At 72.3% G+C, this 17,736-nt stretch carries 18 protein-coding genes; 4 read left to right on the top strand and 14 right to left on the bottom strand.

The window, feature by feature from the left end:
* Positions 1-61: 61 nt before the first annotated feature.
* Positions 62-1,177, bottom strand: coding sequence for a polyprenyl synthetase family protein (locus ASF17_RS04345; protein WP_055795768.1), 1,116 nt, complete (start codon positions 1,175-1,177; stop codon positions 62-64).
* Complete coding sequence (gene ubiE, locus ASF17_RS04340) at positions 1,174-1,911, bottom strand: bifunctional demethylmenaquinone methyltransferase/2-methoxy-6-polyprenyl-1,4-benzoquinol methylase UbiE (protein ID WP_235476369.1); 738 nt, start codon at positions 1,909-1,911, stop codon at positions 1,174-1,176. Before ubiE ends, ASF17_RS04345 begins: the two co-directional genes overlap by 4 nt.
* A 72-nt stretch (positions 1,912-1,983) precedes the next feature.
* On the opposite strand from ubiE, the gene ASF17_RS04335 reads away from it, so the two are divergent.
* Complete coding sequence (locus ASF17_RS04335; RefSeq protein WP_055795766.1) at positions 1,984-3,216, top strand: isochorismate synthase; 1,233 nt, start codon at positions 1,984-1,986, stop codon at positions 3,214-3,216.
* Positions 3,213-4,664 carry an MFS transporter gene (locus ASF17_RS04330; protein ID WP_235476368.1) on the top strand — a complete coding sequence of 484 codons (1,452 nt, stop codon included), beginning with the start codon at positions 3,213-3,215 and terminating at the stop codon, positions 4,662-4,664. Before ASF17_RS04335 ends, ASF17_RS04330 begins: the two co-directional genes overlap by 4 nt.
* A gap of 49 nt (positions 4,665-4,713) precedes the next feature.
* On the opposite strand, the gene ASF17_RS04325 is transcribed toward ASF17_RS04330, so the two are convergent.
* From ASF17_RS04325 to ASF17_RS04315, 3 genes are read right to left on the bottom strand one after another with little or no spacing between them, the layout of a single operon-like run.
* Entirely contained in the window at positions 4,714-5,565 is an 852-nt protein-coding gene (locus ASF17_RS04325) for a PPK2 family polyphosphate kinase (protein ID WP_055795762.1), read from the bottom strand.
* Positions 5,566-5,608: 43 nt separating this feature from the next.
* Complete coding sequence (gene menD / locus ASF17_RS04320) at positions 5,609-7,426, bottom strand: 2-succinyl-5-enolpyruvyl-6-hydroxy-3-cyclohexene-1-carboxylic-acid synthase (protein ID WP_055795759.1); 1,818 nt, start codon at positions 7,424-7,426, stop codon at positions 5,609-5,611.
* A 6-nt stretch (positions 7,427-7,432) separates the two neighbouring features.
* The gene (locus ASF17_RS04315; RefSeq protein ID WP_055795756.1) at positions 7,433-7,792 is read right to left on the bottom strand and encodes a PLD nuclease N-terminal domain-containing protein; all 360 of its coding nucleotides are present in this window, start codon (positions 7,790-7,792) and stop codon (positions 7,433-7,435) included.
* A gap of 109 nt (positions 7,793-7,901) precedes the next feature.
* Here ASF17_RS04315 and ASF17_RS04310 point away from each other — a divergent pair, with 109 nt between their 5' ends.
* Positions 7,902-8,186, top strand: a complete 285-nt coding sequence (locus ASF17_RS04310) for a DUF4229 domain-containing protein (RefSeq protein ID WP_055795754.1) — start codon at positions 7,902-7,904, stop codon at positions 8,184-8,186.
* Here the strand turns inward: ASF17_RS04310 and ASF17_RS04305 are convergent.
* The 4 genes from ASF17_RS04305 to ASF17_RS04290 are packed head-to-tail and all read right to left on the bottom strand — an operon-like array spanning position 8,183 to position 11,717.
* Positions 8,183-9,127 carry a 1,4-dihydroxy-2-naphthoate polyprenyltransferase gene (locus tag ASF17_RS04305; protein WP_235476367.1) on the bottom strand — a complete coding sequence of 315 codons (945 nt, stop codon included), beginning with the start codon at positions 9,125-9,127 and terminating at the stop codon, positions 8,183-8,185. The two genes, ASF17_RS04310 and ASF17_RS04305, sit on opposite strands and share 4 nt — an antisense overlap.
* A 10-nt stretch (positions 9,128-9,137) precedes the next feature.
* A complete protein-coding gene (locus tag ASF17_RS04300; RefSeq protein WP_055795749.1) occupies positions 9,138-10,343 on the bottom strand; it encodes an AMP-binding protein in 1,206 nt (401 codons plus the stop codon).
* A gap of 49 nt (positions 10,344-10,392) precedes the next feature.
* Positions 10,393-11,301, bottom strand: a complete 909-nt coding sequence (locus ASF17_RS04295) for a 1,4-dihydroxy-2-naphthoyl-CoA synthase (protein ID WP_055795747.1) — start codon at positions 11,299-11,301, stop codon at positions 10,393-10,395.
* 41 nt (positions 11,302-11,342) lie between these two features.
* Positions 11,343-11,717 carry a hypothetical protein gene (locus tag ASF17_RS04290; protein WP_055795745.1) on the bottom strand — a complete coding sequence of 125 codons (375 nt, stop codon included), beginning with the start codon at positions 11,715-11,717 and terminating at the stop codon, positions 11,343-11,345.
* An 87-nt stretch (positions 11,718-11,804) separates the two neighbouring features.
* Here ASF17_RS04290 and ASF17_RS04285 point away from each other — a divergent pair, with 87 nt between their 5' ends.
* Entirely contained in the window at positions 11,805-12,836 is a 1,032-nt protein-coding gene (locus ASF17_RS04285; protein WP_235476366.1) for an o-succinylbenzoate synthase, read from the top strand.
* Between the two features lie 26 nt (positions 12,837-12,862).
* Here the strand turns inward: ASF17_RS04285 and ccsB are convergent, their stop codons facing one another.
* From ccsB to ASF17_RS04260, 5 genes are read right to left on the bottom strand one after another with little or no spacing between them, the layout of a single operon-like run.
* Positions 12,863-13,873: a c-type cytochrome biogenesis protein CcsB gene (gene ccsB, locus ASF17_RS04280; RefSeq protein WP_369814552.1), complete on the bottom strand. Its 1,011-nt coding sequence runs from the start codon at positions 13,871-13,873 to the stop codon at positions 12,863-12,865.
* Complete coding sequence (gene resB / locus ASF17_RS04275) at positions 13,870-15,651, bottom strand: cytochrome c biogenesis protein ResB (protein ID WP_055795743.1); 1,782 nt, start codon at positions 15,649-15,651, stop codon at positions 13,870-13,872. Before resB ends, ccsB begins: the two co-directional genes overlap by 4 nt.
* Positions 15,635-16,438: a cytochrome c biogenesis CcdA family protein gene (locus tag ASF17_RS04270; protein WP_055795741.1), complete on the bottom strand. Its 804-nt coding sequence runs from the start codon at positions 16,436-16,438 to the stop codon at positions 15,635-15,637. The genes resB and ASF17_RS04270 overlap by 17 nt, the downstream gene beginning before the upstream one ends.
* A complete protein-coding gene (locus ASF17_RS04265) occupies positions 16,439-17,071 on the bottom strand; it encodes a TlpA family protein disulfide reductase (protein WP_326934167.1) in 633 nt (210 codons plus the stop codon).
* Positions 17,068-17,715 (bottom strand): histidine phosphatase family protein, encoded by a 648-nt coding sequence (locus ASF17_RS04260; RefSeq protein ID WP_055795739.1) that lies wholly within the window; start codon positions 17,713-17,715, stop codon positions 17,068-17,070. Before ASF17_RS04260 ends, ASF17_RS04265 begins: the two co-directional genes overlap by 4 nt.
* Between the last annotated feature and the right edge of the window lie 21 nt (positions 17,716-17,736).

Below are 17,736 nucleotides of genomic sequence, written 5' to 3'. Positions count from 1 at the left end.
GGCTCGGCGGTGCGAGCGGGTGGGCTGTGTCGCGGGTGGCGACGAGGAGGCGCGGCGCCGGTCAGGCGGAGCGCTCGACCACGCGGTCGGCGAAGCGGGTGAGGGCCTTCTTGACGGGGCCCGACGGCAGAGACGACAGGGCCTCGAGCGCCTCGTTGGCCCACCGGTGGGCCTCGAGACGCGTGCGCTCGGTGACGTCGTGCTCGCGCAGTCGGCGGACCACGTCGGCGAACTCGTCGTCGAGGGTCGTCTCGGCCTCGAGTCGCGAGCTCTGGTCGACGTCGGGGTCGGCCTCGCCGTGAGTGGCCTCGACGATGCGGTCGATCTCGCTGAGGAGGGCGGACGCCTCGAGGTCGGTCCGGGCGAGCTCGCGGAGGTACAGCACCGGCAGGGTGACGACCCCGGCGCGGAGGTCGGTGCCGGCCTTCTTGCCGGTCTCGGCCGGCTGGTCGGACAGGTCGATGACGTCGTCGATCAGCTGGAACGCGATGCCGATCTTCTCGCCGAACTCGGCGACGGGCGCCAGGTACTCGCGGGGTGCGCCGCTGAACATCACGCCGGCGCGTGCGGCCGTCGAGATGAGCGAGCCGGTCTTGTCGGCGAGCACGTCGATGTAGTGCGCGATCGGATCGTCACCCTCGCGGGGGCCGATCGTCTCGTGGAGCTGACCGAGGCAGAGCCGCTCGAACGTCTCGGCCTGCAGCAGGATCGCCTCCTGTCCGAGACCGGAGACGATCGTACTGGCCCGGGCGAAGAGCAGATCGCCGCTGAGGATGGCGACGTTGTTGCCCCAGACGCTCTGCGCGCTGGGGACTCCGCGGCGCATCTGCGCCTCGTCCATCACGTCGTCGTGGTACAGCGAGGCCAGGTGGGTGATCTCGGTCGCCTGCGCCGAGGCGACGATGCCGGGCGTCGCGCCGTCGCCGAGCTGCGCGATCAGCAGGGTGAGGGTCGGTCGCACGCGCTTGCCGCCGGCGGCCAGGAGGTAGCGGGTCGTCGCGTCGGCGATCTCGTCGGCGAAGGCGATCTCGCGAAGGAGCCCCTCCTCGACGAGCTCGAGGCCGTCGTCGACGGCGGCGACGAAGCGCCGTTCGGCCGGTGTCGCGAAGAGCTTCTCGCCGAGCCCGAGCGATGAGCCGAGGCTGTTGCGGTGGGTCGTCGGCCCACCCGCGCTCACGAGGTCGCCCGCTTCTTCGAGGAGGCGCGGGTCGACGGGGCGGACGGCTTGCGACCGCGGTGCAGGGCCACGATGCCGAACGAGAGGTTGCGGTAGGCGACGCGGCTGAACCCGGCTCCGCGGAGCCACTGGCTGAGCACCTGCTGCTCGGGCCACTGGGCGATCGACTCGGCGAGGTAGCTGTAGGCCGGGCCGTTGCTGCTCGCGAAGCGGGCGATGAACGGCATGCCGAATCGGAGGTAGGCGCGGTAGGCGGCGCGCAGGAGCCCGAACGGGGGCGTCGAGAACTCGCAGACCACGAGGCGGCCGCCGGGCTTCAGCACCCGGTTCATCTCGGCGAGCGCCACCTGCGGCCGGTTGACGTTGCGCAGCCCGAACGAGATCGTGACGGCGTCGAAGGTGGCGTCGTCGAACGGCAGCTTCTCGGCGTCGCCCTCCACGAACTCGAGCTCGGGGTGGCGCGTGCGACCGACCTCGACCATGCCGTGGCTGAAGTCGAGCGCGACGACCTCCGCGCCCCGCTTGGCGATGGCGGCCGAGCTCGTCCCGGTGCCGGCGGCGATGTCGAGCACCTTGTCGGCGGGGCCCGCGCCGATGGCCTTCACGGTGGCGATCCGCCACAGGACGGCGTTGCCCGCCGAGAGCACGTCGTTCGTGCGATCGTAGTTCGCGGCGACGCCGTCGAACATCGACGCGACCTCTGAGGGTTGCTTGTTCATGTCGGCCTTGGTCACGATGAGCGATCCTACCGGCACGGCCGGTGCATCGCCCGAGTGCCGCGGACGCCACGCGAGTAGTCTGTCGCGGTGGACCTCCCGTCGTTCCGAGCCCCGTCGTTGTCCGTCCGCAGCACGCGGATCGACCACATCAGCCCCCTCCTCGACGTCGTCGACCGCAGGAACCCCCTGGTCTTCGTCCGGGGCGGCGCCGGCATGGCCGGGATCGGCGAGGCCCTCCGCCTCGAGTTCACCGGCCCGACCCGCATGACGGACGCCGCCGACGCCTGGCGCGCGGTCGCCGCACGAGCCTCGGTGGACGACGAGGTGGGCGTGCCCGGCAGCGGCCTGATCGCGTTCGGCTCGTTCGCCTTCGACGACGAGTCGACCGACACCAGCGTCCTGATCGTGCCGCACATCGTCCTCGGCCGTCGCGACGGCGTGGCCTGGATCACGCGGGTCGACGGAGCCGAGACGCCCGCGGCCACGCCGGTGGGCGCCTCCGTCCGCCTCCGGCTGTCCGACGGCGCCCTGCCCGCCGACGGCTACGCCGATGCGGTCGCCCGAGCGGTCGAGGCCATCGGGCGGGGCGAGGTCAGCAAGGTGGTGCTGGCCCGCGACCTGGTGGGCCGGATCCCGGCGGAGGCGGATCTGCGACTGGTCGCCGCGACGCTCCTCACGGCCTATCCCGACTGCTACACCTTCGCCGTCGACGGACTCATCGGCGCGAGCCCCGAGACGCTCGTCCGGACCGAGCGCGGCGAGGTCACCGCCAGGGTCCTCGCCGGCAGCGCCGCCCGGGGCGTCGACGCGACGAGCGACGAACGCGCCGCCCACGCTCTCGCGACCTCCCCCAAGGACCTCGACGAGCACTCGTACGCTCTGCGCAGCCTGCTGCTCTCGCTCGGGCGGCACGCCGACGGGATCGTCACCGCCGAGCAGCCGTTCACGCTCAAGCTGCCGAACCTCTGGCATCTGGCCAGCGACGTCCGCGGTCGTCTCACGGACGGCTCGAGCTCCCTCGACCTCATCGCCTCGCTCCACCCGACCGCTGCCGTCGCCGGCACCCCCACGCCGGAGGCGCTGGCCCTGATCCGGGAGCTGGAGCCGTTCGACCGCGGTCGCTACGCCGGCCCCGTCGGCTGGGTCGGCGCCGACGGCGACGGCGAGTGGGCGATCGCCCTGCGATGCGCGCAGGTGCACCCCGACGGCACCGTGCGGGCCTTCGCGGGCGCCGGCGTCGTCGTCGACTCCGTCCCCGATCGCGAGGTCGCCGAGACGCGGATGAAGTTCCAACCCGTGGTGGGGGCGTTCTCGCAGTGACGCCACCCGCGCCTCCTCGGGATCCCGGCCCGCCCTCGGCGACCGCGCCGGAGGCGGCGACGCCGTCGTGGTCGCGACCGGTGGCCCTCGTGGTGGCTGCGGCGTTCTTCATGGAGAACCTCGACGCCACCATCCTGTCGACGGCCACCGCGTCGATCGCCGACGACTTCGCCGTCGTCCCGGCCGAGGTCGGCATCGCCGTGACCGCCTACCTCGTCGCGGTCGCCGCGTTCATCCCCCTGGGCGCCTGGCTCGCCGACCGGTGGGGCGCCCGGCGCGTGTTCCTCGCCGCCATCGTCCTCTTCACGCTCGCGTCGCTCGCCTGCGCCGTCAGCGGCGACCTCGTGCAGCTGACGTCCGCCCGAGCCGTTCAAGGGCTCGCGGGCAGCATGATGGTGCCGATCGGCCGTCTGATCGTGCTGCGGAGCACCGAGAAGTCCGAGCTGATCCGCGCCATCGCCTACCTCACCTGGCCCGCCCTGGTCGCGCCGGTCATCGCGCCCCTGGTCGGCGGACTGCTGACCGAGAACCTCGGCTGGGAGTGGGTCTTCCTGGTCAACGTCCCGGTCGGGGCCGCTCTGCTGATCGCCGCATGGCGGGTCGTCCCCGTGCTGCCCCGCGCCCCGCGCGCGCGGCTCGACGGGGTCGGGCTCGGTCTCGTCGTGGCCGCCATCGTGGCCGGGGTCGTCGCGTTCGAGCTGCTCGGCGCCGGCGCGTCGGCCGTGAGCGGGGCCGGGCTGCTCGTCGTGGCGGTGCTGCTCGTCGTCGCGGCCTCGAGGTGGTTCCGACGGGTGGCGCATCCGCTGCTCGACCTCGGCGCGTTCCGCATCCCGTCGTTCCGCGTGACGAACCTGAGCGGATCCGTCTACCGGGCGGTGGTGAACGGGGTCCCGTTCGTCGTGCCGCTGCTGCTGCAGGACGGCTTCGGGTGGTCGCCGACGGAGGCGGGGCTCATGCTCACCTGGGTCTTCGTGGGGAACCTCGGCGTCAAGCCCTTCACGACCCCGCTGCTGCGGCGCTTCGCCGTCATCCCGATCGTGACGGTGTCGACCGTCGGGCTCGCCGCGACCTTCGTGGGCGCCGCCCTCGTCTCCGCCGACACCCCGCCCGTCCTGATCGCTCTCGTGCTGCTGGCCAGCGGCGTCTTCCGCTCCGTCGGCTTCACCGCGTACAACACGCTGCAGTTCGCGGACGTCCCGCCCGAGCGTCTCGGGTCGGCGAACACGCTGTCGTCGATCACCGGTCAGCTCGCCGTCGGGCTCGGCGTCGCGGTCACGGCGCTCGTGGTGCGCGTGGCGGACGGCGCCCTCGGCACGAGCGGCCCCGGCGATCCGACGGGCTACCGGATCGCCCTCGTCGTCCTCGCGGCGCTCGCCCTGGTGAGCGTCGTCGAGGGGCTCCGCCTGCCCCGCGACACGGGGGCGGCCCTGCGCTCACCCTCTCGCTGAGACGCGGGGCGGGGCGGGTCGGGTCAGGACGTGAGGAGACCCGCGTCGATCATGTCGAGGACAGCCGCGTGCGCTCGAGGTCGACGTCGTACTCGGCCGCGGGCCACTCCGGGCGCCGCGCGGCCAGAGCGTCGATCAGGAGGCGCTGGACGGCCACGCGGGCGTACCACTTCCGGTCGGCGGGGACGACGTACCACGGAGCGGCATCGGTCGACGTGCGCCGGATCGCGGTCTGGTAGGCCTCCTGGTAGTCGTTCCAGAGGAGGCGCTCGTCGAGGTCGCCGGGGTTGTACTTCCAGTTCTTCTCCGGTCGGTCGAGGCGCTCGCGCAGCCGCGACCTCTGCTCGTCCGACGAGATGTGGAGCATGACCTTGACGACCGTCGTGCCGGCCTCCGCGAGCTCGCGCTCGAACGCGACGATGGCGTCGTACCGGGCCTCGATCTCGTCGGGCGACGCGAGACGGCGGACCCGGCCGATCAGGACGTCCTCGTAGTGCGAGCGATCGAAGACGCCGATCATGCCCGGGCCCGGCAGCTCACGACGGACACGCCACAGGAAGTCGTGCGCCAGCTCCTCCTCCGTAGGCGTCTTGAAGGCGTGATGGGCGACTCCCTGCGGGTCGACGGCGCCGACGACGTGACGGACGATGCCGCCCTTGCCCGCGGTGTCCATTCCCTGAAGGACGAGCAGGACGGAGCCCTTGTCGCCCCCGTGGCGGCTGCCGGCGAAGAAGCGCTCCTGGAGATCGCCGAGGGTGTCGCGACCCGATTCGAGGGACTGCGCGGCGTACTGCTTGTCGCCCGCGAATCCCGGCGTCGACGACGGGTCGATCGCCCCCAGGTCGACCGTCTCGTCGGCTCGGAGGGATTCGGCGGGAGGGGTCGTCCAGGTCTTGGCCATGTGCCGAGCCTACGACGCGGTCTCGGCGACGGGCCGGGCCGGCTCAGCGGGCGAGCGGCACCTCGATGAGCACGGGTCCGTCCCACCGACGGGCCAGATCGCGATCGAGCTCCGCCCGCGTACCGGCCTTCGAGTACTGCCAGCCGTAGGCCGCCGCCAGCGACGAGAGATCGACGCTCTGCGGGGTGAACTGCACCCGGGTCATCGCGTCGGCAGGGGCCGAGGCGGCGACCTCGAGGCCGTCGAAGATCGTGCCCCCGCCGTCGTTGCCCACGACCACCTGCAGTCGCGGGCGGACCTCGCCGACGCCGAAGAGCATCGAGCCGACGTCGTGCAGCAGCGTCAGATCGCCGACGAGCACGCGCGTGACGCCCGGGCGGGTCTCGTCGAGCTGGCTGGCGTAGGCGATGCCGGTCGCCGTGGCGATCGTGCCGTCGATGCCCGCGAGCCCTCTATTGGCGTGCACGGGGATGCGCTTGCCGGGGACGACCTCGTCGACCTCGCGGATGAGCCTCGACGCTCCGAGCACGAGCCGGTCGTGAGGCCAGGTGACCCGCCAGAGGGTCTCGGCCAGGGCGCGACGTGACACCTCGCGCCGCAGGAGGGCCACCTCGCCCCGGAGGAACGCCGCCCGCTCGGACGGCTCGTCGCTGGTGGCGGACCCGAGGTCGGGAGCCGACTCGTCGTCCCCGACCACGAGTCGCCCGGCCTGGACCCACCGGCCGACCCACGCGCGATGGGCCCGGTCGTCGGCGCTCGGACCCTCGGCGCCGGGCCCGTCGGCGGGAGGACCCGCGACGACCTCGGCCTGATGCCGACCGTGGGGTCGGTCGTCGTCGGGCACGTCGACGGCGTCGACGACGGTGGCGTCACGCCCCGGGTCGTAGGCCTCGGGCGCGGATCCGCGCACGACGACGACCTCGACGTCGGAGCGACGCAGGAGTGCGGGCACCTGCCGGGTCAGCGTCGGGTGCCCGAAGACGACCACGCGACGCACGGCGCCCCCGAACGCGCGCTCACCGAGCAGCGTTCGGTACCCGAGGGCGAGGTTCGGTCCGAAGTGGGCGCCGCTCGAGACCTCGGCGACGAGGGGCGCTCCGAGGGCCCTCGCGACCCGCTCGGCCTCGTCCGTCGCCGCGTGCCCGGCGACGACGAGGGTGGCCGGCGCCGTGTCGACGGTCAGCCGCAGACGGGACACCGGGGAGGCGCGGGTCACGGGGTCGGGACGGGCTTCGGCCAGTCGCACCACCGGAGCCGACAGCGGTTCGCGGAAGGCCACGTTGATCTGCACGGGGCCGGGTGCCGGGAGATCGCCGAACGAGGCGTCGCCCGCGGCCGGTCGGTGCCCGAGGGAGGCCGAGACGGCGTCGGAGGCCAGCGCGCGGACCGCGGCGACGTCGACCGGCCTGTCGACGGGTGCCTCGACGTCGCGGACGAACGCGACCGCGCGGCCGAAGAGCCCCGGCTGGTGGGTCGTCTGATTGGCGCCGATGCCGCGGAGCTCGGTGGGACGGTCGGCGGTCAGGAGCACCAGGGGGACGCCGGAGTGATGGGCCTCGAGCACGGCCGGATGCAGATTCGCGACGGCGGTGCCCGACGTCGTGATGATCGCCGTCGGCGATCCGCTCTCGACGGCCAGGCCGAGGGCGAGGAACGCCGCCGACCGTTCGTCGATGCGCACGCGCAGGCGGACCCTGCCGGCGCGCTCGAGGTCGGCGGCGACCAGCGCGAGGGCCTGCGAACGGGACCCGGGGCTGAGCACGATCTCGCGCACGCCAGCGTCGATCAGCGCCGACAGCAGCTCGACGGCGTAGTCGGTGGCCGGACTGCCGCTCGTGGGATCGTCGGTTCCGTACGACACGGCCGGTTACGCCGTGCCGGTCTTGCCGTCGTCGTCGAGCTCGGAGAGCTCCTGCTCGAGGCGCCGGATGCGCTCGTCGGTCGTCTCGCGGTCGAGATCGCTGATCGTCGACGCCGAGCGACCCGAGAACTCGGGATCGTCGTCGGGTGCCACGAAGCGGCGGCGCTCGGGCTGCCCGTTCTTGCGGGTCTTCCCGAGCAGGAACCACAGCACCGCGCCGATGACCGGCAGCACCACGATGATGACGGCCCAGAGGGGCTTGTTCAGCGCCCGGAATCGCGAGGCGTCGGCGAACAGGCAGTCGACCAGCGCGTAGATGATGAAGGCAGCGGCGATCACGATGCCGACGACGTACAACCTCACCATGCGTCGACTATATGCGTCGTCCCGGTGGGGTTCCTGACCGTCGGCCGTTCCGTGTCCGACCTGTGATGCGCCCGGCGATCGCACGGCTCGGCCTGCGTAGAATCGCCGCGTGAATCCCTGGGTCAAGTACACGTTCATCCGTCTGGGCATCTTCGCGGTGGCGTTGGCCGTGCTGCTCGTGATCCGCATCGACCCCTTCATCGCGACCGTCGTCGCGGCGGTCGTCGGCCTCTGCGTCTCGTACATCTTCTTCGCGCCGCTCCGTCGCCGTGTCGCCCTCGATCTGGCCGCGCGACGGGCGAAGCCCGAGACCCGGCACGGCGACGACATCGCCGAGGACGAGGAGATCCGCCGGTCCGGCTCGGACCTCGACGGCGATCAGACCGTCCGCTAGAAGTACAGGACCGCCGAGAGGGCCAGGGCCCACAGCAGCGACGTCAGCGACGACAGCTGCAGCGCGAGGATGAGCTCGCGCGGCGTGCGCCCGGTGACGCCGATGATCGCGGCGGGGATGGCGGCCAGCAGGGTGAAATAGACGTACGGGGCGTCGAAGTACAGGAAGCCGAAGTACGCCAGGATCAGGAACGGCAGCAGCAGGAACAGCGCGTACAGGGCCCGGGCCACCGGATCGCCGACCACGACGGCGAGGGTCCGCTTACCAGCGGCCGTGTCCTGCGGGATGTCGCGGATGTTGTTGACCATCAGCACGGCGCAGGCGAACAGGCCCGCGGCGACGCCGGCGATCCACGCGTCGGCCGGGAACCGACCGAGCTGCACGAACGTCGTGCCCACCGTCGCCACGAGGCCGAAGAAGACGAAGACGAAGACCTCGCCGAGGGCGTTGTAGCCGTAGGGGCGCTTTCCGCCGGTGTAGAACCAGGCGGCGACGACGGCCGCGGCCCCGACCGCCAGGAGCCACCAGTGACCGGACAGCACGACGACGGCCAGACCGGCCACGGCGGCGACGGCGAACGAGACGAGCGCGACGCGCAGGACCGTGCGGGGGCGGACACCGCCCGACGCCGTCAGTCGCGACGGGCCGACCCGGAACGCGTCGGTGCCCCGGATGCCGTCGGAGTAGTCGTTGGCGAAGTTGACGCCGATCTGCAGGAAGACCGCGACGACGAGGCAGAGCACGGCCAGCAGGAGGTCGCTCGACCCGTTGGCCTCGGCGACGCCGGTGCCGAGAGCGACGGGTGCGACGGCCAGAGGCAGGGTCCGCAGACGCGCTCCGCCGATCCAGTCGCGCGCGGTGACCCGTCGGACGGGCTGTCTGCCGGGACGCCCACCGGGTCGTCCGCCGCGTCGGGCCTTGGTTGTCTTCGTCTTCGCCACGGCCTCGATCCTAGTTCGCCGAGCCGTCCGCGACCGCGCGGGTCAGCGCGACGCGGTCCGGCTTCCCGCTCGGCAGCAGCGGCAGCTCGTCGACGACCACGATGCGATCGGGAGCCGCAGCGCGTCCTGCCCGCTCGACGAGCGCCCGCCGGAGGTCCGTCAGATCGGGCGCGTCCTCCGTCGTCACCACGACGGGCACCTCGCCCCACCGCGGATGCTCCGCCCGCACGACGACCGCCGTCTCGAGACCCGGTCGCTCGCGCACATGTCGCTCGACGACGCCGAGCGACACCTTCTCGCCGCCGGAGACGATCACGTCGTCGAGGCGCCCGACGACGCTCAGCACCCCGTCGTCGGACAGGACGCCGCCGTCTCCGGTCCGGTACCAGCGGAGGCCGTCACGCGTCGTCACCGCCTCGGCCGTCCGGTCGGGGTCGTCGAGGTACTCGTCGAACAGCGACGGTCCGCTGATCTCGATCTGGCCGTCGACCACCTCGACGCGGGTGCGACCGACCGGGACCCCGTCGTACACGCAGCCCCCGCTCGTCTCGCTCGCCCCGTACGTCCGCACGACCCTGACGCCGAGGAGGCGCGCTCGGGAGATCAGGGACGCCGGCGTCGCCTGCCCGCCCACGAGCACGGCCGCGAAGCCGCGGAGGGTCTCGGCCACACCGGGCCGGGCCACCCGCCCGACCGCGACGTCGCCGACGGCCTGGACGCCGGCGGCGTGCGCGCGGCCCTCGGCGTCGGCGGCGTCGAGGAGCGTCGCGAGCTGGGCCGGCACGAGCGACACGTACCGCACCGGGTGGTCGAGGCGAGCAGCCGCCCGGACGAAGTCCTCCGGATCGAAGCGACCCGGCCCGAGGATCACCGGCTCCGTCTCGGCTGTGATCGACCGCACGAGGACGTTCAGCCCCGCGATGTAGTGCGCCGGCAGGGCGAGCAGCCACCGCCCCGGGCCGGAGAGCGCCTGGTCGGCCGCCGCCGCGCCGGCGAGGACGGCGTCCGCCGAGAGCGCGACGCGCTTGGCGCGACCGGTCGAGCCGCTCGTCTCGACCACGAGCGCCACGGCGACGGGCACGGCCTCCGGCAGATCGATCGGCACGCTGCCGTCGATGCGCGGGGCGACGGCCGGACCGCCGGCCAGGGCGACGCGGAGCGCCTCGAGCACCGCGGCCGGGTCGCGGGCGTCGACCGGGCGGAGGGGGCGGGTCATGCGCCGCGCCTCCCCGGCCGGCGCCGCCCGAGGGACGCCACGACCGGCATCAGTACTGCCAGGGGAACGGCGACCAGTCGGGCTCGCGCTTCTCGAGGAACGAGTCCCGACCCTCGACCGCCTCGTCGGTGCCGTAGGCCAGGCGGGTCGCCTCGCCTGCGAACACCTGCTGACCGACGATGCCGTCGTCGGTCGCGTTGAAGGCGAACTTGAGCATGCGGATGGCCGTCGGCGACTTCGTCAGGATGGTCCGCGCCATCGCGAGGGCCTCGCGCTCGAGATCGGCGTGGGCGACGACGCGGTTGACGGCGCCCATCTCGTGCGCCCGGTCGGCGCTGTACTCCTCGGCCAGGAAGAACACCTCACGGGCCAGTTTCTGACCGATCTGCTTCGCGAAGTAGGCGCTGCCGTAGCCGGCGTCGAACGAGCCGACGTCGGCGTCGGTCTGCTTGAAGCGACCGTGCTCGCGGCTGGCGACCGTCAGATCGCAGACGACGTGCAGCGAGTGACCGCCACCGGCCGCCCACCCCGGCACGACGGCGATGACGACCTTCGGCATGAAGCGGATGAGCCGCTGCACCTCGAGGATGTGGAGGCGCCCGGCCGAGGCGGGGTCCGCGACGTCGGCCTGGTCGCTCTCGGCCTTGTAGCCGTCGCGACCCCGGATGCGCTGGTCTCCACCGCTGCAGAACGCCCAGCCGCCGTCTTTCGCGCTCGGGCCGTTGCCGGTCAGCAGGACCACGCCGATGCGGCTGTTCATGCGGGCATGGTCGAGGGCCCGGTAGAGCTCGTCGACGGTGTGCGGTCGGAAGGCGTTCCGCACCTCGGGGCGATCGATGGCGACCCTCGCGACCCGCCCGTCGACGCTGTGGTGGTACGTGACGTCGGTGAGGCCGTCGAAGCCCTCGACCTCTCGCCACTCGGTCGGATCGAACAGGTCGGAGACGGCGTCGCTCATCCCCTCAGCCTACGACCGGGCGCCGGAGAGCGTGCCCCGGCTCAGAATCCGGGCAGCACCCGGGCGAGCAGGAACACGAGGACGAACGGGTTCGACAGCACGCTGAGCAGCACGGCGGCCACGGCGGGCACGCGACCGCGCCGGAGCACGACCGCGACGAGCGCGATCACCCCGACCACGATCGACGCGAGCATCGTCACGAGGGCGATGGTCGCCGCCGGGGTCACCAGGTCGGCGGCGAGGAGCGCGACGGCGATCCCGTCGAGGAGGAGCAGGCCCAGGGACAGCAGGAGGGTCACGAGGCCGAGGCGACGGGAACCGGTGGGACGGTCGGAGACCTCGACGCCCGAGTTCTCCTCGGCCAGGATGTCGAGCCCCTCGGGGCGGGCGGTCGGGTCGTTCTCGGAGGCGGCCATGGCCCACGACCCTACCGAACCCTTCGCGCCCGCCCGAGGGAACCCGTCGGCGGGCCGGAGGACCGACGCTGGTGGGAGACTAACCGCGTGCCGAACAGCAGCCCCCACCCGCTCGCCGCCCCGACTCCCCCGCTGCCCCCGCTCGCCGATCTGATCGACGGAGCGCACGTGGTCCGGCTCCCCCTCCGCACCCGGTTCCGCGGGCTCGACGCGCGCGAGGCGCTGCTCGTCGAGGGCCCGAACGGCTGGACCGAGTTCAGCCCCTTCGTCGAGTACGGGCCCGCCGAGGCGAGCGCCTGGCTCGCGGCGACCATCGATTTCGGCTGGGGCGCCGAGCACGCGACCCGCGCCTCCCGGGTGGCCGTCAACGCGACCCTCCCGATCGTCGCGCCCGACCAGGTGGGGGCCGTGCTCGATCGGTACCCCGGGTGCCGCACCGTCAAGGTGAAGGTCGCCGACCCGGGCGAGGGCCTCGCCGACGACGTCGCCCGCGTCGCCGCGGCTCGCGACCACGTCGGCGACGCGGGACGGGTCCGCATCGACGCCAACGGCGCGTGGTCCGTCGACGAGGCCGAGGAGGCGCTGCTCGCCCTGGCTCCGTACGGCCTGGAGTACGTCGAGCAGCCCTGCGCCAGCGTGCCCGAGCTGGCGGAGCTGCGGCGCCGCACCGCCGGCCTCGGCGTGCCCGTCGCCGCGGACGAGAGCGTCCGCAAGGCCGCCGACCCCCTCGCGGTCGCCCGTGCCGGTGCGGCCGACCTGCTGGTGATCAAGGCCCAGCCGCTCGGCGGCGTGTCGGCCGCGCTCCGCATCGTCGCGGACGCGGGCCTGCCCGTCGTCGTCTCGAGCGCCCTCGACACGTCCGTGGGCCTCAGCATGGGGGCGCACCTCGCCGCCGCCGTGCCGGAGCTGCGGCACGACTGCGGGCTCGGCACCGCCGCCCTGCTGACGGCGGATGTGACCCGGGCGCCGCTCCTGCCGGTCGACGGAGCCGTGGATGTGCGACGGATCGACGTCGATGTCGATCTCCTCCGTCGCCACGCGGCGGACGACGACCGACGGAGGGTCTGGATCGAGCGGCTCCGCGCCTCCTACGAGCTGCTGGCCGACCGCGGACTATGACGCACCGGCTGTGCGGCGTCAGCGGGTCAGAGACCCGAGTACGCGTGCAGGCCCTTGAAGAAGACGTTGACGACCGAGAAGTTGAACATGACGGCCGCGAAGCCGATGATCGACAGCCACGACGACCGGGATCCCCGCCAGCCGCGCGTGGCGCGAGCGTGGATGTAGCCGGCGTAGAGCACCCAGATGATGAAGGTCCAGACCTCTTTGGTGTCCCAGCCCCAGTAGCGGCCCCAGGCCCGCTCGGCCCAGACGGCGCCGGCGATGAGCGTGAAGGTCCAGAGCACGAAGCCCACGAGGGCGACGCGGTAGGCGAGATCCTCGAGACGGTCGGCGCCGGGGAGCGTCTGCATGAAGCCGAGACCGGCGAGCTTCGCCTGCTCGCGCCGCGTCTGGATGAGCTGGACGATCGACAGACCCGCCGCGATGGCGAAGAAGCCGGTCCCGAGGATGGCGACGAGCACGTGGATGACCAGCCACGCGGACTGCAGCGCCGGCTGGAGCGGGACGACCGCCACGTAGTAGTTCACCGTGCCGATGGCGAGCAGGATGAGGTTCAGGCCCATCACGTACGCACCGAGGAACGAGATGTCGACGAACTGCTTCACCAGCAGGTAGACGCCGACGATGATCGCCGTGCCCGTCAGCGAGAACTCGAACATGTTGGCCCACGGCACCCGCTCGGCGGCGACGCCCCGCATGACGACGGAGGCGACGTGCACCAGCAGGCCGAGCACCATCAGCGAGGTGGCCACCCGCTCGAACCGCGACGGCCGACGGCGCCCCGACGCATCGGCGCCGTCGCGACCGGGGGTCGTGACGGGACGATCGAGCACCACGGTCGAGGAACCCCTCGAGGCCGTGGCCGAGGCGGAGGCGGCAGCACGGCCGTCGAGACGCGCGGCGTCGGTGGCGGCGAGCTGAGCGTCGCCCGACCGCTTCGCCAGATCGAGCGCGTAGGCCACGAACGAGATCGTGTAGATGGCCATCGCCGAGTAGACGGCGACGAGCGAGTAGTAGGCGAGGTCGGCGGTCACGAGGAGAGCTTACGTCCGTCGGCGGCGGACGAGGAGTCGGCGTCTCTCGACGTCGAAGCGGTTGCCTCGCCCGAGGCGACGGCCTTGGCCGCCTGTTCGGGCACGCCGAGCCCCGTCAGATGGGTGCGCGTGATGTCGCCGACGGCCCGTTCGAGCGTCGGGTCCTCACCGCGGGCGAGACCGGCGTACTCGAGCACGAGACCGGATCCCGTGTCGCGGGCCTTCACCCAGACCCGACGACGCGGGACGAACAGCGCGGTCAGGAGCCCCGCGAAGCTGAGGCCGGCGAAGAGGAGGACCCACAGCTGCGAGGGGTCGTGGTGCACGTCGAACGAGGCGAACCGCTTGACTCCGTCGAACGTGACCGTGCCGAGACCGTTCGGCAGATCGGCCGTCTCGCCCGGGGTGACGCGGATCGCACTGGTGTCGGCGTCGGCGCCCGCGACCTCCGTGAGCCCGACGGTGTCGAGCGCGTAGACGGACCGCGGCACGCCGTCGTCGAGACCGAGGTCGCCCGTGTAGACGTTGAGGCTCAGCACGGGGTTCAGGGTGTCGGGGTAGCTGGACGCCAGCATGCCCGACTCGGTGTCGACCGCCGACGGGTAGAAGAAGCCGATCATGCCCAGCTGCTCGGGCACCGCGTCGGGCACCTTGATGACGCCCTGGGACATGAGGTTGGTGTTCTGAGGCAGGAACGGCACCGTGTCGCGGAACGCCAGATCGCCGTCGCCGTCGCGCACCGTCACGTCGACGGCGTAGCCGTTGCCGAGCAGGTAGACGTTCGAGTCGCCGATGGCCAGGGGGCTGTTGACCTTGATCTGACGCTTCTCGTCGTCATCGCCGCCCCGCGTCCGGGTCGTCACGTCGGCGGTGTAGTCGGTCGCCTGCCCGAGGGCGTCCTTGTTCTGCTCCTCGTAGTCCGTCGTGAACCGGTCGAGCGTGATGCTGAACGGCGAGAGCTGCGAATCGTCGAACCATCGACCGGGGTTGAACGAGTCGTACGAGCCGAGCACGTTCGTGAAGGTCTGCCCCTCGACCACCACGCGCTGCCCGGCGTACCCGAACCCGCCCCCGACGCCGACCGTCAGGAGCACGCCGACCAGGGCGGCGTGGAACACCAGGTTGCCCGTCTCGCGCAGATACCCGCGTTCGGCGCTGACCGAGTCGCCGAAGACCTCGGTGCGGTAGCCGGCGCGCTTCAACTGGGCTCGGGCCGCCTCGACCGCGGCGGCGGCGGTGACGGAGGGCCGATCCGCGCCTCCTCCGCCCTGCTCGATCGTCACCGTGCGGTAGCCGGCGAGACGCGACAGGCGAGCCGGCGTCTTGGGCGGACGCGCCCGGAGCGCCTCGAAGTGGTGCTTCGTCCGCGGGATGATGCAGCCGATCAGCGAGATGAACAGCAGCAGGTAGACGGCCGAGAACCACGGCGACGAGTAGGTGTCGAACACCCCGAGCTTGTCGAGGATCGGGAAGAGGTCGGGGTTGTCGGTGCGGTACTGCACGACGCCGTTCGGATCGGACGTGCGCTGAGGCACGAGCGAGCCCGGGATGGCCGCGACGGCGAGCAGCATGAGCAGGAACAGCGCGGTCTTCATGCTGGTCAGCTGGCGCCAGAAGAACCGCAGGTAGCCGATCGGTCCGAGACGCGGCTGGGCGACGCCGCCGCCCGATGCCGGCGCCGCGACGGAGTCGACGTGGTCGCTCGGTCTCAGCGGGTCGGCGGAGGCGTCGGTCTCGTCGGCCGAGGTGAGGGGCTCGCGGTCAGACGATCGTGCCATAGCTCGCGATCACCGACCCCAGTCGTGACATCAGATCGGACCAGAGGCCCGTGACCATGAGCAGGCCGATGACGATCAGGATGGAACCTCCGACGATGTTGACGGCGCGCATGTGCCGCTTGACGAACGAGATCGAGCGCGAGGCCCAGCCGAAGCCGAGGGCGACGAGCAGGAAGGGCACGCCGAGACCGACGCAGTAGAAGAGGCCGAGCAGGACGGCCTGGCCGAGCGACGCCGAATCGAGCGACATCGCCGTGATGGCGGCGAGGGTCGGACCGATGCACGGGGTCCAGCCGATGCCGAAGACGATGCCGAGCAGCGGCGCGCCCGCGAGACCCGTGGCGGGTGTGACCGGCAGCTTCAGCGTCCGCTGGAAGAACTCCAGCCGCCCGATGAAGACGAGCCCCAGCACGATCACCACGACTCCCATGAGCCGCACGATCAGATCGCGCCACTGGATCAGCCAGAAGCCCGCCGCCGCGAAGGCGAGGTTCGCGCCGACGAAGACGACCGTGAAGCCTCCGACGAAGAGCAGGACCCCGAGCACGACCCGTCGGCGATCGCGGCGGGCCGCCGCGGCGACCGCGTCGGCGGTCGGGGCGAGGCCGCCTCGGGCCACCGGCGCCGATCGGCCGGTCAGCCCGCCGACGTAGCCGAGGTACCCCGGCACCAGCGGGAGGACGCACGGCGACAGGAACGAGATGAGACCGGCCAGCAGGGCGACGGGCAGCGCGACGAGCAGCTGACCGCCCGTCACCGCCTCGAAGAAGGGATTGCCCTGGTACACCTAGGCCTTCTCGGCGAGGGTGTCGGAGACCAGGGTGTCGAGGATGCTCGGTCCGTCGAGGCCTCCGAGGATGCGCGCGGCGATGCGGCCTTGCCGGTCGAGGACGATCGTGGTCGGCACGGAGTTCGGGGCGATCGTCCCCGCGAGGGCCAGCTGGACGGCCCCGTCGTTCGTGTCGACGACGGAGGGGTAGCCGACGTCGAACGTGCGCGCGAAGGCCTGCGACGTGGCCGCCTGGTCGCGGACGTTGACCCCGAGGAACCGGACGCCCTGGTCGGCGTAGTCGTCGTGGACCTGCTCGAGATCCGGTGCCTCGGCGCGGCACGGCGGGCAGCCGGCATACCAGAAGTTCAGGACGACGACGTCGCCGTCGTAGTCGGAGCGCGACACCGCGTCGCCCGTGTCGGTCTCGCTCGTGAACTGCACGGGCTCGCCCCGATCGTCGGGGGCGATCTCGGTGACCGTGCCGCTGCCCGAGATGTAGTTCTCGGTGGTGCCGTCGCCGAAGTTCGCGGCGAGGTCGTCGTTCTGCGAGGTGCAGCCCGTCAGAGCGAGGGCCACGACGGCGGCGCCCGCGAGCGCACGACCCATCGGCGACGACCGGCGGGGGATGGAGGTCTTACGGGTGGTCACACTGCTCCCAGGTCGACGGCGGAATCCAGCAAGTCTCGCGCGGGATCCTGATAGCCCACCTCGACGAAGCGGTCGCCCCGCCGCGCGAGCGTCGTGACGCTCGACAGCGAGCATCGACGTCGACGCGGATCGTGGAAGAGCCGGGCGCCCGTGACGCTGCGGTGCACCATCCAGATCGGCAGCTGGTGGCTGACGAGGACGACGTCGCCGCCGTCGACCGACGACCAGGCGTCCTCGACCGCCGCGAGCATGCGCGCGGCGATGCTGACGTAGGCCTCGCCCCAGCTGGGCTTCAGGGGGTTGACGATCCACGGCCACTCGGCGGGGACGGCGAGCTGCTTCGCGACCGTGAAGTCCGATCGCCGCCCTTCGTACTTGTTGGTCGGCTCGATGAGACGGTCGTCCACGCCGGCCGTCAGCCCGAACCGCTCGGCCCAGGGGGCGGCGGACTCGCGCGTGCGCTGCAGGGGACTCGACCGCACGGCGACGACGGGGGCGCCCTGCTCGTGGAGCATGGCGGCCGACGAGGCGGCCATCCGATGCCCGAGGTCGCTGAGACCGAAGCCGTCGAGTCGGCCGTAGAGGACGTGCTCGGGGTTGTGCACCTCACCGTGCCGGACGAGGTGGATGTGCTGCGCGGGCATGCCGCCCAGTCTAGGTCGGGG

The sequence above is a fragment of the Frigoribacterium sp. Leaf263 genome (assembly GCF_001422285.1).
In the GTDB taxonomy this organism is placed as follows: domain Bacteria; phylum Actinomycetota; class Actinomycetes; order Actinomycetales; family Microbacteriaceae; genus Frigoribacterium.
Note: the sequence above shows the minus strand (reverse complement) of the source record. Positions and strands in the feature narration are given on the sequence as shown.